The sequence below is a fragment of the Pseudochelatococcus sp. genome (assembly GCF_050946405.1).
Taxonomy (GTDB): Bacteria; Pseudomonadota; Alphaproteobacteria; order Rhizobiales; family Beijerinckiaceae; genus Pseudochelatococcus.
The window spans coordinates 131,469-146,752 of sequence record NZ_JBMNUS010000003.1 but is presented as its reverse complement, the minus strand read 5'-3'; the positions used below and the strand labels follow the sequence as shown (position 1 = coordinate 146,752).

General features: G+C 67.6%; 14 protein-coding genes. 7 read left to right on the top strand and 7 right to left on the bottom strand.

The window, feature by feature from the left end:
- Positions 1–83: 83 nt before the first annotated feature.
- From ACOYJQ_RS07070 to ACOYJQ_RS07060, 3 genes are all read left to right on the top strand, one after another.
- Positions 84–761, top strand: a complete 678-nt coding sequence (locus ACOYJQ_RS07070; RefSeq protein ID WP_433457338.1) for a tetratricopeptide repeat protein — start codon at positions 84–86, stop codon at positions 759–761.
- A 79-nt stretch (positions 762–840) separates the two neighbouring features.
- Positions 841–2,220 carry a ribosome biogenesis GTPase Der gene (der, locus tag ACOYJQ_RS07065; RefSeq protein WP_433457337.1) on the top strand — a complete coding sequence of 460 codons (1,380 nt, stop codon included), beginning with the start codon at positions 841–843 and terminating at the stop codon, positions 2,218–2,220.
- A gap of 64 nt (positions 2,221–2,284) precedes the next feature.
- On the top strand, positions 2,285–2,563 hold the full coding sequence (locus tag ACOYJQ_RS07060) for a hypothetical protein (protein ID WP_433457336.1): 279 nt from the start codon (positions 2,285–2,287) through the stop codon (positions 2,561–2,563).
- Positions 2,564–2,673: 110 nt separating this feature from the next.
- Here ACOYJQ_RS07060 and ACOYJQ_RS07055 read toward each other — a convergent pair whose 3' ends face one another.
- From ACOYJQ_RS07055 to guaB, 3 genes are read right to left on the bottom strand one after another with little or no spacing between them, the layout of a single operon-like run.
- Positions 2,674–3,180 carry a shikimate kinase gene (locus tag ACOYJQ_RS07055; protein WP_433457335.1) on the bottom strand — a complete coding sequence of 169 codons (507 nt, stop codon included), beginning with the start codon at positions 3,178–3,180 and terminating at the stop codon, positions 2,674–2,676.
- A gap of 6 nt (positions 3,181–3,186) precedes the next feature.
- A complete protein-coding gene (locus ACOYJQ_RS07050; RefSeq protein ID WP_433457334.1) occupies positions 3,187–4,509 on the bottom strand; it encodes an RsmB/NOP family class I SAM-dependent RNA methyltransferase in 1,323 nt (440 codons plus the stop codon).
- A 37-nt stretch (positions 4,510–4,546) separates the two neighbouring features.
- Positions 4,547–6,040, bottom strand: coding sequence for an IMP dehydrogenase (gene guaB, locus ACOYJQ_RS07045; RefSeq protein ID WP_433457333.1), 1,494 nt, complete (start codon positions 6,038–6,040; stop codon positions 4,547–4,549).
- 377 nt (positions 6,041–6,417) lie between these two features.
- Between guaB and ACOYJQ_RS07040 the strand changes: the two genes are divergently transcribed.
- Positions 6,418–8,253, top strand: coding sequence for a hypothetical protein (locus tag ACOYJQ_RS07040; RefSeq protein WP_433457332.1), 1,836 nt, complete (start codon positions 6,418–6,420; stop codon positions 8,251–8,253).
- 174 nt (positions 8,254–8,427) lie between these two features.
- Positions 8,428–9,093: a LuxR C-terminal-related transcriptional regulator gene (locus ACOYJQ_RS07035; RefSeq protein WP_433457331.1), complete on the top strand. Its 666-nt coding sequence runs from the start codon at positions 8,428–8,430 to the stop codon at positions 9,091–9,093.
- Between the two features lie 80 nt (positions 9,094–9,173).
- On the opposite strand, the gene ACOYJQ_RS07030 is transcribed toward ACOYJQ_RS07035, so the two are convergent.
- Positions 9,174–10,160 (bottom strand): alpha/beta hydrolase, encoded by a 987-nt coding sequence (locus ACOYJQ_RS07030; RefSeq protein ID WP_433457330.1) that lies wholly within the window; start codon positions 10,158–10,160, stop codon positions 9,174–9,176.
- A 207-nt stretch (positions 10,161–10,367) separates the two neighbouring features.
- Here ACOYJQ_RS07030 and ACOYJQ_RS07025 point away from each other — a divergent pair, with 207 nt between their 5' ends.
- On the top strand, positions 10,368–10,643 hold the full coding sequence (locus ACOYJQ_RS07025; protein ID WP_433457329.1) for a DUF6460 domain-containing protein: 276 nt from the start codon (positions 10,368–10,370) through the stop codon (positions 10,641–10,643).
- Here the strand turns inward: ACOYJQ_RS07025 and ACOYJQ_RS07020 are convergent.
- The gene (locus tag ACOYJQ_RS07020) at positions 10,637–11,512 is read right to left on the bottom strand and encodes a transporter substrate-binding domain-containing protein (RefSeq protein ID WP_433457328.1); all 876 of its coding nucleotides are present in this window, start codon (positions 11,510–11,512) and stop codon (positions 10,637–10,639) included. The genes ACOYJQ_RS07025 and ACOYJQ_RS07020 overlap by 7 nt on opposite strands.
- Before the next feature lie 257 nt (positions 11,513–11,769).
- Between ACOYJQ_RS07020 and ACOYJQ_RS07015 the strand changes: the two genes are divergently transcribed.
- The gene (locus ACOYJQ_RS07015; protein ID WP_433457327.1) at positions 11,770–13,614 is read left to right on the top strand and encodes a glycosyltransferase; all 1,845 of its coding nucleotides are present in this window, start codon (positions 11,770–11,772) and stop codon (positions 13,612–13,614) included.
- Here the strand turns inward: ACOYJQ_RS07015 and ACOYJQ_RS07010 are convergent.
- Together ACOYJQ_RS07010 and ACOYJQ_RS07005 are read right to left on the bottom strand one after the other, a co-directional pair.
- Complete coding sequence (locus tag ACOYJQ_RS07010) at positions 13,601–14,200, bottom strand: SCO family protein (RefSeq protein ID WP_433457326.1); 600 nt, start codon at positions 14,198–14,200, stop codon at positions 13,601–13,603. The two genes, ACOYJQ_RS07015 and ACOYJQ_RS07010, sit on opposite strands and share 14 nt — an antisense overlap.
- A 168-nt stretch (positions 14,201–14,368) precedes the next feature.
- Positions 14,369–15,223: a metallophosphoesterase gene (locus tag ACOYJQ_RS07005; RefSeq protein ID WP_433457325.1), complete on the bottom strand. Its 855-nt coding sequence runs from the start codon at positions 15,221–15,223 to the stop codon at positions 14,369–14,371.
- Positions 15,224–15,284: the final 61 nt, after the last annotated feature.

The window sequence follows — 15,284 nt, the reverse complement described above, 5'->3', positions numbered from 1 at the left end:
GCGGCGCGGCGAACTCGCTTTCGCCGCCGGGATGTGATAACGGTCCGGCTTCGTCCCGTTCCGCTTACCGGTGCCGTTGATCCATGACCGACATTTTCCGCGAAATCGATGAAGACCTGCGCCGCGACCGGTATTCGCAGCTTTTGCGCCGGCTGGCGCCGCTGCTGATCGCCGCCATCGTGCTGATCCTCGCAGGCGTCGGCGGCTGGCAGGCGTGGCGCTGGTTCGGCCGTCAATCGGCCGAGGCGACCGGCGCGCGCTTCGAGCAGGCCTTGCAGGCGGCGCGTGAAAACAATCTCGCGGACGCGGAGCAGGCGCTCACCGCCATCGCGGGCGAGGGGCCGGCGGGATACCGGTTGCTGGCGCGCCTGCGCCTGGCGTCCATCGCCGGCGCGAAGGATGCGCAGGCGGGCGCGGCCGCCTTCACGGCCATCGCCGACGACGGCGGCATGGATGCCGTGTGGCGCGATCTCGCGCGGCTGCGCGCCACCATGCTGCGGATCGACACGCTGTCGCCCGATGAGGCGCAGGCCATTCTGCAACCGCTCGCCGCCCCCGGCCGCACCTGGCGCCTTTCGGCGCTGGAAACGCTCGGCCTCGCCGCCCTGCAAGCCGGAAAGATCGAGGACGCCGGGCGCTGGTTCGACCAGATTCTCACCGACTCCACCGCGCCCGCGAGTCTGCGCCAGCGCGTGGAAAGCGTTTACATGGCACTGGTCGCCGGCGGGCCGGCGCAGGCATCCGCCGCAACCCCGAACTGATCCGCAGCGCCGGGGGCGTTGACCGGCGCACAAAGCTCCATATCTCTTCATCAACGCATCGAACCGGAAGCAACCCGTTTTGTCCGAAGCATCTCTTTCCCCCGTGGTCGCCATCGTCGGCCGCCCCAACGTCGGCAAGTCGACGCTTTTCAACCGGCTGGTGGGGCGCAAGCTGGCGCTCGTCGACGACCGGCCCGGCGTGACGCGCGACCGGCGCGAGGGCGAGGCGACGCTCGGCCATCTCACCTTTCCGGTGTTCGACACGGCGGGCCTTGAGGAAGCAAGCGACGAAAGTCTCGCGGGGCGCATGCGCCAGCAGACGGAAACCGCCATCGACGACAGCGACGTCATCCTGTTCGTGATCGACGCGCGGGCCGGCGTCACCCCCACCGACCGGCAGTTCGCGGAACTCGTGCGCCGCTCCGGCAAGCCGGTGGTGCTCATCGCCAACAAGGCGGAGGGCAAGACCGGCCTCGACGGCGCTTATGAGGCATTCTCGCTCGGGCTGGGCGATCCCGTACCCTTCTCCGCCGAGCACGGCGAGGGCACGGCGGACCTGCTTGCCGCCCTCATGCCCTTCTTTCCCGAGCCCGACGACGAGGCCGGGGAAGACGCCGATGCCGACGAACGGGGCAATCTGCACAAGCCGCTCAGGATCGCCGTCTGCGGACGGCCGAACGCCGGCAAATCGACCCTGATCAACCAGATGATCGGCGAGGACCGCCTGCTGACCGGCCCTGAAGCGGGCATCACGCGCGACTCCATCTCGCTCGACTGGACATGGCGCGGCCACGACATCAAGCTCTACGACACGGCCGGCATGCGCAAGCGCGCACGCATCGATGACAAGCTGGAGAAATTGTCAGTCTCGGACGGCCTGCGCGCCATCCGCTTCGCCGAAGTCGTGGTCGTGCTGCTCGACGCCACCATTCCCTTCGAGAAGCAGGATCTCACCATCGTCGACCTGATCGAGAAGGAGGGACGCGCGCTCGTCATCGGCCTCAACAAGTGGGATCTGGTCTCCGACCAGCACGGGCTGCTGAAGACGCTGCGCGAGGAGGCCGGCCTTCTGTTGTCGCAGGTGCGCGGCGTCTCCATCATCCCGCTGTCCGGGCTCACCGGGCGCGGCATCGACCCGCTGATGGAAGCGGCGATGGAAGCCTATCGCATCTGGAACGAGCGCATTTCCACCGCGCGCCTCAACAAGTGGCTGGCGGACATGGTGCAGGGTCATCCGCCGCCGGCGGTTTCGGGCCGGCGCATCAAGATCCGCTACATCACGCAGGTGAAGAGCCGCCCGCCGCATTTCGCCCTGTTCGGCAACCAGCTCGGCGAGTTGCCGCGCTCCTACACGCGTTATCTGGTCAACGGCCTGCGCGACACCTTCGGCCTCAAGGGCACGCCGATCCGGCTGTCGCTCCGGTCGGGAGAAAACCCGTATGACCGGAAGAAAAGCTGAAACACATTCCGGAAAACGGGCATCCCTACCGAGAGGGTCGGTTTATGGCCCCTGAAATGCACTGATGAGCGACGACGGCAGCAGTGATATCGATGGCGGCGCGGCAGAGGAAAGCCGGCGCAAGGAGGCGACAAGGCGCAGGCTCGCGGCCAAAAGAGTCAACGAACACGTCAAACTGTTTGCCTCCACGATCAATGCAATCGCATTGGCGACTTTCGGCACGGCGGCGATTTTGCCGGCGATAGGAGGAGCCGGTTCGCCGAACTGGGCTTGGATTCCGGTCGCTATTTTACTACATTTAACTGCGCAGGGCGCCTACCGCCTGCTGAAGAGCGAGGATTGACCAATGTTCGAGAACTTCATGGCCGAATGGGGCCTGCCGGTTTTCGGCCTTGCCTTTGCCGCGATAGGTTATCTGTGGCTACACCGTATTTCGACCGATTTCGACCGGCGCTACAAGCACTGAGTGGCGACAAGCGCCGCCACCGCCGCGTCGGGCGGCAGGGTTCCCGTATCCACCGTGGCATCGGCGAAGGTGCGTTCGCCATAACCTTGATCGATCATCTCCGCGATACGCCGCCGTTCACGCGCGTCAAAATCTCGGCCGCGCGCGGGATGAACGATCTGTTCGTAACTCGCCCGCAGATTGATGACCGACAGCGCCACGCCGGCATCGGAAAAGCGACGGCGGTAATAAATCCAGTTGATGCAGCGCAGCGGATACGCCACGACGACATGATCGCCGCGCATCAGCCCGGTCGTGGCGGCATCGACGATTGCCCGGCTCGTGCGCAGGCTTGACGCGTACCAAGGCCGGTTCGGCTGCGCGTGGTCGTCGCCGTCGATGAAGGAGCCGGCCAGCGCCTGCGCGAGCGCGCGTCCCAGCGTGGTCTTGCCCGCGCCGATCGGTCCCGTCAGGAAGATCACCCGCTTGATCATCCGCTTGGCCGCCGCCGGCATGCCGCCCTACCCGGACGCGCCCTTGCGCAGCACCGCCACGTAAAACCCGTCCGTCCCCGTCCTGTGCGGCGTCAGCAGCAAGCCGCCGCCTGTCGTGGCGCACGAGGCCAGTTCCGACACCCCCGCCTGTCGGCAGACCTCTTCCGATGACAGAATCGAAAAATCGTCATGGCGCATCAGGAACGCGGCGATGGCGTCGTCGTTTTCCTCCGGCAGCAACGAGCAGGTGATATAGGCGATGCGTCCGCCGGATTTCACCAGGCCCGCCGCGCGGTCGAGAACGATGGCCTGATCGGCGACGCGCTCCCTCAAGGCGCCGGGACGCAGCCGCCATTTGGCGTCGGGATTGCGCCGCCAGGTGCCGGTGCCCGTACAGGGCGCATCGACCAGCACGAGATCGGCGCCGGCCGCGAGATCGGCCAGCGGATCGGCCACTTCGGGGCGACGTACCGGATCGAAGCGTCCACGCGGCACCCGCAACTGCACGTTGCGCGCGCCGGAGCGCTCCAGCCGCGCGTGAATGGCCGTCAGGCGCTGGGCATCGATATCGGTGGCGTAGATCTGGCCGCGATTGTCCATCTGCGCCGCAAGCGCCAATGTCTTGCCGCCGGCGCCCGCGCACAGGTCGATGACCTGCTCGCCGGCCGCCGCCAGTGTCAGGCGGCTGGCGAGCTGCGAGCCCTCGTCCTGAATCTCGAACAGGCCGTGCAGGAATTCCGGCTCCGCCTGCAAGGCCGGGCCGCGCCCGTCGGCGTCGACATGGAAGCGCAAACCGTCCGGCGCATGCGGCGTAGGCTCGGGCGACAGATGGGCCAGTGTCTGCGCCAGCGCCTCGCGCGACGTCTTGAGCGTGTTGACGCGGATATCGATCGGCGCGCGGTCGGCGAGCGCCTGCGTTTCCACGATCAGCTCGTCGCCGAGGGCGCGCAGGAGCGATTCCTCAACCCATTCGGGAAAGTCGCCGGCGGCGAAAGCCGGCATGTCGGGCACCGGCGCAGCGAGCCGCGCGCGCTCATCCGCGCTCAGGGCCGCGGGAGCGAAGCGCTCGCCCGAAAACAGGCGGGCGATATCGTCCGCCTCAAGACCGCGCCCGAGCCGCAGCATGCCGAGCACCACCGCGCGCGGGGTATCCTCGCCGAGCAGGCAGGCAGCCGACGCCCGCCTGCGCAGGGCGTCGTAAACCAGCGTGGCCACCGCCGCGCGGTCTTTCGAGCCGGCGAAGCGATGCGTCTGCCCCCACTCGCGCAGCGCATCGTTGACCGGGCGGCGGCGGATGTCGAGATCGGCCAGAATGTCGATGGCGGCGGCGACCCGCGCGGCAGGCGTCATGCGGCGGCTCCCGTCCTCGGCGAAGGTGCGTCGCGCATCAGCCGCGCGACGGGTAGTTGGGGCTCTCGCGGGTGATGGTCACGTCATGGACGTGGCTTTCCCGCAGGCCCGCATTGGTGATGCGCACGAATTCCGCCTTTTCCTGCAACTCGGGAATGGTGTGCGCGCCGACGTAGCCCATCGCCGCCCGCAGGCCGCCGGCGAGCTGGTGCAGCACCGCGGCGACGGAGCCCTTGTAGGCCACCTGTCCCTCGACCCCTTCCGGCACGAGCTTCATCGTGTCCTTGATGTCCTGCTGGAAGTAGCGGTCGGCCGAGCCGCGCGACATCGCGCCCACCGAGCCCATGCCGCGATAGGACTTGTAGGAACGTCCCTGCCACAGGAACACCTCGCCCGGCGTCTCGTCGGTGCCGGCGAGCAGCGAGCCGACCATGGCCGTGGAGGCGCCGGCCGCCAGCGCCTTGGCGAGATCGCCGGACACCTTGATGCCGCCGTCGGCGATGATCGGCACACCCGCCTGGTGCGCAGCCGAAGCGGCGTCCATGATGGCGGTGAGCTGGGGCACGCCCACGCCCGCCACGATGCGGGTGGTGCAGATGGAGCCCGGCCCGATGCCGATCTTGACCGCATCCGCGCCCGCGTCGATGAGCGCCTGCGTGCCGGCGGCGGTGGCGACGTTGCCGGCGATGACCTGCACGGCGTTCGACAGCTTCTTCACCCGCGCCACCGTGTCGAGCACGCGCTGGGAATGGCCGTGAGCGGTATCGACCACGAGCACGTCGCAGCCCGCGTCGATCAGCATCTCGCAGCGCAGGAAACCCTCGTCGCCGGTGGTGGTGGCGGCGGCGACGCGCAGCCTGCCCTGATCATCCTTGGCGGCGTTGGGATAGGCGACCTGCTTCTCGATGTCCTTGACGGTGATGAGGCCGATGCAGCGATAATGGCTGTCGACGACCAGAAGTTTCTCGATGCGGAACTGATGCAGGAGCCGCTTGGCCTCCTCCTGCCCCACGCCCTCGCGCACGGTGATGAGGCGGTCCTTGGTCATCAGCTCCGAGACGCGCTGCTCGGGGCTCGTGGCGAAACGCACGTCGCGGTTGGTCAGGATGCCGACGAGCTTGCCGTTGTGGCCGCCCGCGCCCCGCTCCACCACCGGGATGCCGGAGATGGAATGCGCCTTCATGAGCGCCAGCGCATCGGACAGCGTTTCGTCGGGATGAATGGTGACGGGATTCACCACCATGCCGGATTCGTACTTCTTGACGAGGCGAACCTGATCCGCCTGCTGCTCGGGCGTGAGGTTCCTGTGGATGACGCCGAGACCGCCGCTCTGCGCCATGGCGATGGCCATGCGCGCTTCCGTCACCGTATCCATCGCCGAGGCGATGATCGGCAGGTTGAGCGAGATCGAGCGGGTCAGCGCCGTCCGAAGATCGGCCTGCCCCGGCATCACCTCCGAGTGCCCCGGCTGAAGGAGCACGTCGTCGAAGGTCAAAGCTTCACGGATCGTCTTTTCGCGGATAGCCGCCATCGCCAACCTTTCCGAATCATAGGGTTCAGCAGGACCGCAGGGCCTGAGCCGGCGCCTGGCGGATGGCGTGCCGGGAAAGCCGGACGCCGATCGAGCTGAAGCTGAGTTGGCGCTGGCGTTTACCATGTTTTACCGCGCAACGTCGAGTCTCGATTTTTCCCATGCTGCCATCCGCCTGATGCATGACGGCGGAACCCGGCCCGCGAAAGAGCCGTCCCCGAAATGACGGAAAGCTTAACCGCCTGTTTACCGTGAGCGACAAAAGTCACTGACGAAGGATTTTTCCGGGGCCGTTGATTTGCGCGATTCGCCGTCGCGGGCGCGGGCTGCCGTGGAGACGGGTGCCGCCCGATGCAGGAACTGGATGACACCGGATCATGACGAGCCAATCGACGCGCCCTGCGCGGCAAGCGACAGAACCCGCCGCCCCCTCCGCCTCCTGGAGCGTGAAGGGCATTTCCCCGTCGATGCGCGAGGCCGTGAAGGAAGCCGCGCGCCGGGCGGACATGACGGTCGGCGAATGGCTCAGCCTCGCCATCGCGCACCAGGCCGAATCGCCCGCTAAACATCGCGATCCGCAGGACGAGCGCTGGGCCGAGATCGCGGCCCACCTCGCCCGCCTTGTCCGGCGCGACGTCTCTTCGCCGCGCGAACAGGCCGCCCCGCCGCGTGACGCCGCCTCGCGCGCCGGGGCGCTGCCGCTGCCGGCCGTCGAACGGCTCGTGCGCGAGATCGCCGCCCGCAACGAGCAGCGCAACCGCGAGCAGGCGGCCCGCGTCGCCGAGGCGCTGACCGGCCTTGCCCGCTACATCGCCGGCGCCGAGGACCGGCGGCGCGAGGAGGCCCGCCAGATCGCCCTGCGGCAGGAGCAGGAGGCGGAAAGCCTGACGCGCACCCTCGCCCTCGTCGCCCGCCGTGTGCGCCATGTCGAGCAGCGGATGGCGCGGCTGCCGGAAGCGATCGCCGCGCCGATGCAGGACACCGCCCGGCAGCAGGCGGAAGCCATCGCCGCCGCCGAGGAGCGCCTCACGCGGCAGATGCAGGACATTCTGGCCCAGTTGCGCGAGAGCCGCGACCCGCCGCAGGACGGCGGACAGATCGGAGTGGAAGACCGGCTGGCGCGCGCCATCGTCGATATCCGCACCCGGCAGGTGGAACTGGCGCGCATCGAGGCCGGCGAGGAAGACGGCGTTTCGCAACATGTCATCATCGAGCGGCTGGAGACATTGTCCCGCAAGCTCGACGACGCGCTGCGCCCCACCACGGAGGCGCTGCGGCACCCGGCGCTGGACGACGTGCTGACCCGACTCGACCGCATCGATTCGCGGCTGGTCGGCGAGAATGCGCCGGCGGAACTGGCGCGCATCGAGGACATGGTGCGCACCCTGGCGGAGAATGTCGAGGCCCTGCACCGCGCAGGCGACGGCACTGAGCCGCCGCGCTCTCCCGGCGCGGCCGGCCCGATCGACAGCCTCGCGGAGCAGATCAGCCATCTGGCCCAGCGCCTTGACGCCGCCGCGCGGCAGACGTCGGGAAGCGCCTCGAATCCGGTCGATGTCGAGCGGCTGCAAGCGCTGGAGGCCAGCATCGGCGCGCTCTCGGCGCAGTTGCGCGGGCTGCCGCAGGCGGACGACGCCTCGCTGGAGCGCATGGCCCGCGTCGCCGCCCGCGAGGCGCTGGCGGCCCTCTCCTCGCGGGACGACGCCGACGACGGGCGGGCGCGGGAACTGCGGGAACGGGAACTGCGCACCGGCGATACGCTCGACGCGGTGCATAGCACCTTGGAGCGAATCGTTGACCGCCTCGCCCTTCTGGAAGAAGACCTGCGCACGCGTGGGTTGCGTGACATCGTCGCCGAAGAGCCGGAAAAGCGCGCCGCGCAGGCGCTCCTGCGCGCCGGCGCGCCGGCCGGCGGGGCGGAGGTCGAGGGGCCGGAAAACCTGCTGGCGCGGTCGGAAGCCGGACTGACCGAGAATGTCGGCTTCACCGCGAGCTTCATCGCGGCCGCCCGCCGCGCGGCGATGGCAGGCGCCGACGAGACCCGCGGCAAGCCCTCCCGGAGCACGCCCTCGCCGGAAGCGCCTGCCGGCGACGAGGACGGCGCGGCGGCGCGGCGACGGTCGCTGATGATCGGCCTCGGCGCGCTCATCGCCGCCACCGGCGCCGCGCAGATCAGCGCCGCCCTGATGCACGGAGCGGCGCGGCTCTCCTGACGGGGCTGTTATTGACCCGGATCATGCATATGCCGTCGACATTCCTGCTAGTAATCTAATATAGTTCTGAATAATGGGCATTCGGCTTCGCGCAGGTGACAGACTCGGGCGCCACCGCGACGAAACCTTGCCGGCATCCGGGGCCGAACCATAATTTTCAGGGGGGAGAGGTTCTTGAGTGCTGGATCAACGGCACGGATCGTTATAGCGGACGACCATCCATTATTCCGGGGCGCCCTGCGTCAGGCGGTGGAGGGTGTCGTGCCCGAAGCGGCGATTTCGGAAAGCGGCAACTTCGAGGGGTTGCTGGAAACGCTGGCATGCAACAGCGGCGCGGATCTGGCGTTGCTCGATCTCAACATGCCCGATGTGCAGGGCTTTTCCGGGCTCATCTATCTGCGCGCGCAATATCCCGACGTTCCCGTGGCCATTGTCTCGGCCAACGACGATCCGACGGCCATTCGCCGCTCCATCGATTTCGGCGCATCGGGCTTCATTCCCAAATCGCTTGACATGCGCACCATGGGCGACGCCTTGCAGGCCATTCTCGCCGGCCATGCCTGGACGCCGCCCGATATCGATCTCTCGCAGCCGCCGGACCGGGAGACCAACGAACTCGTGCGCCGGCTCTCCAGCCTCACGCCCCAGCAGGTGCGGGTGCTGATGATGCTCTCCGAAGGCTTGCTGAACAAGCAGATCGCCTACGAACTGATGGTCTCGGAGGCGACGGTGAAGGCGCATGTCTCCGCCATATTGCAGAAACTCGGCGTCGAAAGCCGCACGCAGGCGGTAATCGCCGCCGCGCGCATCGCCACGGCCGGCTCGTCGAGCACCACCTGAAGTTGCTCAGGATACGCAGTACCGGAGCATTCGCCGATCCGGTCAGATCGGCGAATGCTCCGGCAACAGGCCGCGACGCCTCAGAGAAAGGTCGCGAGGAAGGATTCGGAGCGCGTCAGCGCCCTGTCGGCGAGCGTGCCCGGAAAGACGATGAAAACATGCGCCCCGCCCGGCCATACCGCCAGTTCGGCCCGGTTTCCGGCAGCGACCCAGCGCGCATGCAGATAGAGCGTGTCATCGACCAGCGGATCGCATGTGCCGATGATGAGATGCGCCGGCGGCAGGCCGGCGAGATCGGCGTAAAGCGGCGAGATATCGGGGTGACGCGGATCGTGCCCGGCCGCATCACCGCCGAGAAAGCTCTCCACGAATTTCTCGATATCGTGCGTATTGAGCACCAGCTTTTCCGCGCCCCAGTGCCGAACGGAGGGCGTGAGGCCGAGATCGAAGCAGCCTGCGGTCAGGACCGCGGCGGCGAACGGCGAAAGACCATGGCGGTCGCGCAGCCGCAGCAGCGTGACAAGCGACAGATGCGCGCCGGCCGATTCGCCGCCGATGAACAGCTTTTCCGCGCCGAAGAGCGCCGCGCCCTCGCGCACCAGCCACAGCGCCGCCGCCTCGCAATCGTCGGGACCGGCGGGATAGGGATGCTCGGGCGCAAGCCTGTATTCCACCGAAATCGCCACGAGCCCGAGATTGTCGGCCAGCCGTTCCAGGCGCGCATCCTGGCCGTCCGCCGTGCCGAAGGTCCAGCCGCCGCCGTGAATGTGCAGGAAGGCGCCGCGCACCGCGCCGCGCGGCTCGACGATGCGCAGCGGAACGGCGCCGCCCGGCCCCGGAATCTCGACGGTGCGGGCGCGCGGGCTGAGCACCGGCGCCGGGAAAGCGCCGCGCCCCTCGGCACGCAGGGCGCGCACCTCGGCGGGCGGCAGGCTCCACTGGTCGGGAGCGGCGTTGATCAGTGCGACGATGGCCTCGTTCAGCTTGCGCGTCTCTGTATCGATCCGTCCGGGATCGAACAACGAAGCGTCGAGTGCGGGCAATGGGTGTGGCGCGGCCCCGGTCATCTTTTCCCCCTGTGACCCGCAAACGCTCCGTCGCGCCGCAGGCATGAAAACGCAGGCTTGTTATCATGCGATTCGGATACAACGTTATGATACCGCACGATGCGTTTCGCGTTACCCCGCATCGAGGTAGGCATGACTGCCGGATTGTGACAGAAAGAAGCGGCGGCCCCACGCGCGGCGGCAGAATCGAGCGACGGAGAGAATACGATGGCGAATGGCTCCCTCAACCGCTTTCTGGGCGGCTCGCCGGGCGGCGTCCTCATCCGGCTGCTGTTTCTCTCGCTCGTCGTCGGCGCCGTGATGTCGTGGCTCGGACTGACCCCGATCGATCTCTACGAGGGAACCGTCGCGCTCGTGCGCGATCTCGTCGACGACGGCTTCGCCGGGCTGCGCCATGTCGGCACCTGGCTCATGTACGGCGCGATGGTGGTGGTGCCCGTCTGGCTGCTGCTGCGCCTGCTGCGCGGCGGCTCGGGTCAGTAGAAGCTCACCGGGAAATAGCGCAGGTAGATTTCCGTGTAAGTGCCGTTTTCCCACAGCTTTTGAAGCGCGTAGTCCAGCGCGTCGCGCAATGCGGTATCGTCGTTTCGCAGGATGAAGCCGACGCCCTCACCGAAAAAGCGGCTTTCCAGATAGGGGCCTCCGGTGAACACGCAGCAATCGCCCGCCGCCGCGCCGTTGAGCCACAAGGCGAGCGACAGACCGTCGGCGAAGAGATAATCGACTTCCCCCTCCTTCAGCGCCAGTTGCGCCTGCGCGATGTCGGCGAACGGCACCCGCATCGCCTGCGGAAAGAAGGCCGTCAGATAGGCCTCGTGCGCCGTGCGCCGCACCACCGCGACCCGGCGCCCCGACAGGAAGATCGGCGAAAAGGGCTCCTCTGCCCGTAGCCCGGCGCGCCGGGTGACGAAGCGCGCCGGCGTGCGGTGATAAGGGCCTGTCACGCTGAACCGCTCATGCAGCGCGGCGCGGATGGGGATGGCGGCGGCCACGACATCGCCGCGCCGGTCGGCCAGCGAGTCGAGCAGCGTATCGAAACGGCGCACCTGTATCGTGCAGCTCATTTCCAGCAGCGTACACGCCGCGCGGGCCAGATCCACGGAAAATCCGCCCGGCTCGCCACCCGCTCCCGCGAAATGCAACGGCGGATATTCGTCGTCGGTCAGGAAGCGGACGACACGCGCGCCCACCAGATCGGGCTTCGCAACGCGCGCCTCCGCGCCCCAGAAGCCGGGAACGGCGACGCCCGCCGGGTCCGCGCGCACCGGCGCGCACAGAAACGCCCATGCCGCCGTCAACAGCAGAGCTGAAACATGACACAGGCACCGGGACCGGATAGATGAGTGCTGCATTGCGACAAGCACCTTATATCGAATATATTATGGTGGAAACCGATCTTGTTATCCGAACCGACAGGAACTCGCCGCGCATACGCTGAAAACGGCGGCGGGTCCGAAGCGCCGGCCTCTATAGCATTTCCAGCTTCCGTTGAAACGCAGAAATGCTCTATCCTTTTGCTCGACCATAATCTTTTCCCGGAAAGCGGTCTCCGCTCCCCGGAATCGTGCTTTGGCGGGTCCGTCTTCCGTTTCGCGCCGGCCGGCGGCCGATGAGCGGCCCCCGCACCGACGAGCAGGGCAGTATCCCGGCGGATATCGTCTTTCTGGCCCGGCACGGCGTCGCTCCCCGCCTTCTCCGTTACGCGGCATCATGGGCGCGCCATTGGCGGGTGCCGGCCGCCGACGCCGTGCTGGCGCTGGAACTGATTTCCGAGGACGATCTTTACCGCGCACTGGCGAGCGAGCTCGACCTGCCCTTCATGCCCGATGGCCTGCATGCGGGCGCGGAAGCTCAATTCCCCGAAGCGCTTCGCGCCAGCACGGTCCCGCTCGCACCGAACCGGCACGGCCTTCGCTACGCCATCGCGCCGGACGGCGAGACCATCCGGCTTCTGTTTCAGCACCGCTATCGTCTGAAGGCGTTCGATTTCGCGCTGACGACGCCCCGTCGCCTCGCCGCGCTTGTCGAAGGCCGGTTTCAGGATGACATCGCCCACGAGATCGCCTACGGGTTGGCCCACCGCATGCCGCACTTCTCCTACTTCAGCGGCCTGCACCAGTATCAGCACATCGGCCTGCTGGTGGCTTGCGGCCTGCTGCTGACGGGGTTCGTGTTCCATCCCTTTCGCGCGCTGGAAGGGATGATGCTGGGCGCGGCGTTCGTCTTTCTGGCGATGGAGATCACCCGCATCGCCTGTTGCCTTGAGCTTCCGCAATGGACGGCGCGCACACCGATGCCGCCCTCCCTCACCGATGCGCAGTTGCCGGTCTATTCGGTGATCGTGCCGCTTTATCACGAGACGCGGATCGTGCCGCAACTGTTGCACGCGCTGCTGTCGCTGGATTATCCGCCGCCCAAGCTCGACATCATCTTCGTGCTGGAAAAGGACGATGCCTGCACCCGCCGGGCCATCGAGGCGTGCGATCTGCCGGCCCATTTCCGCATTCTCGTCGCGCCCCGGGGGCTTCCGCGCACGAAGCCGCGCGCCCTCAACATGGCGCTCGCGGTGGCGCGCGGCAGCCGCGTCGTGGTCTACGACGCGGAAGACATTCCCGATCCCCGGCAACTGAGGCTTGCGGCGGCGCTGTTCAGCGCCTTTCCCCATGTCGCCTGCCTTCAGGCGCGGCTGGTGATCGACAACGAACGCGACGGCCTGCTGCCGAGCCTGTTCGCCGCCGAATACGCGGCGCTGTTCGACGCGGTGAATCCGGGGCTCACGGCGACGGGAATGCCGATGCCGCTCGGCGGCACCTCGAACCATCTGCGCACGGCCGTGCTGCGCCGCGTCGGCGGCTGGGACGCCTGGAACGTGACCGAGGATGCCGATCTCGGCATTCGTCTGGCGCGGCTCGGGTGGTGCGTCATGGATCTGCCCTCCGCCACGCGGGAGGAAGCGCCGATCGGCCTGCGCGCCTGGGTTCGTCAGCGCGCGCGATGGATGAAAGGATGGATGCAGGTCTGCATCACGCACGCGCGCCATCCGCGCACCGCCTGGCGCGAACTGCGGCCGGCCGGCTTTCTGATCGCCTCCACGCTGATCTTCGGCACCGTGATCGGCGCGCTGGCCATGCCGGTCTTCGTGCCCGTCTCGATCTGGATGCTTCACGAGGCGCTGGGCGAATCGCAACCCTGGCCGCGCGCGATCGTACTTGGCTTTTCGTGCGCGGTATGGGTCGGCGGCCTGCTGGCGCTGCTGCTTCCCATCGTCGTCGGGCTATGGCGGCAGCGCAGGTTGCGGCTGCTGTGGGTGGTGCCGTTCCTGCCGCTATATCTGCTGCTGCTGTCTTTCGCTGCCTGGCGGGGGCTCGCGGAACTGGTGACGGAGCCGCACCGCTGGCACAAGACCGGGCACGGCTTCTCGCGCAGGCGCACCGCGCCGTTCACAAGCGGCTGATCAGATCCCGCGCGGCCGCCTCGGGCGGCCGCTTCAGGTCGAAAGCGCCGACGAAACGGCCCTGCTTGTCCATCAGATAGACGATGGCCGTGTGGTCCATGGTGTAGTCGTCCGGCGCGTCGCCGGTCGGCACCTTTTTCGCATAGACCTTGAAAGCCTTGATGATGGCGTCCGTCTGCGCGCGATCGCCGCTCAGGCCGATGATGCGGGAATCGAAGCTCCCCAGATAATCGCGCAGCAAGGCCGGCGTGTCGCGCTCGGGATCGACGGTGACGAACAGCACGCGCACGCCGTCCGCCTGTGAATCCGCGGCCCGCAGCACCTCGGACACCTCGAACAGCGTGGTCGGGCAGACGTCGGGACAATGCGTGAAACCGAAGAAGATCAGCGTCGGAGCGCCCAGAAAATCCTTTTCCGTGACCGTCCTGCCGTTATGATCGGTCATGGTGAACGGCCCGCCGACCGTGGAGGGAGCCGGGGCATCGGCTCCGCCGCGCAATTGCAGCAGGATCGCACCGCCCAGAACAAGCAAGCCGGCGACAAAAACGATCAGGGGCAGGGCCCGGCGCAGATTTCCCGTTGCCATGTCACATTCTCCCGATACCGATCGCCCCCGCACGCCGACCCTTCAGCACCGGAGCTTTCGTCAGGCACTCTTAAAGGCCGGCGAACGCCCGCACAAGCGACACCTCCCGCCACGCGGCGCGACCGCATGCGGCAAAGCGCGGCAGCCGGCAGCCCGGCGGGGCAGGCCTCACGCCGGCGTGTCGATCCAGTCGACGGGCTGCGCGCTGAAGCGCACGCCCGCCGCCTCGTCATCCGCGATCGCCGCTTCGTACAGCGACAGTTCGTTGCCGACGAAACGGGCCATGCGGGCGCGGCCGGTGCTGTATGAGCCGCCGTCGAGATTGATGCGGTCGCGCGCGATCTGCGCCCCGGCGCCCGTCGCGATGTCGAGATGGCCTTGCAGATGGCCATGCGCTACGAACACGCCCTGATGTCCGCGCCGCCCCTCCTGCCGGGGCTCGAAACGGGCGAAAGTATAGCGTATCCAGGCCCAGTGCAGGTCGTAATCGAGTTTCGCGATATCGACCTCCACGGGCGCGAGCAGAAACGCCGCCAGCGGAATGCGCGGATTGACGCCGCCGTGCACGAAAAGCACATTCCCGGAGCGGAAATGCGGCTTCAGCCCGATGAACCACGCAAGGCGCTTCTCGCCCAATGCGTTCGCCAGGGCGAACGGAGATTCGATGCCGAGTTCCGCCAGGAACCCCGGTCCCCCGTGTTCCATCCACAATGCGCGCGCGCTGATGCAGCGGGGATCGTGTGCGGACAGCATCGCAAGACGCACCATCTGCTCGTGATTGCCCCACAGGCCGACGATCTCGTCCGCGCCCGTCCGCTCGCGCGCAGAGGCCGCGAGATCGAGCGAGCGGAGGGACTGCGGCCCCCGGTTGATGAGATCGCCCAGAAACACCACGATGCGCCGCCGGCCGGCCAGCCGCGGCGTCTGCGCGATCCGCTCCAACAAGGCTTCCAGCAGGGGAGCGTGGCCGTGAATGTCGCCGATGGCGAAGATTTCGGCATCTGGCGCGACGGCAAATGTCAATGTCGTGTGATACATCGAACCCGAACAACTGAAAACAATGGCGGAGCCCCCGGCCCCGCCA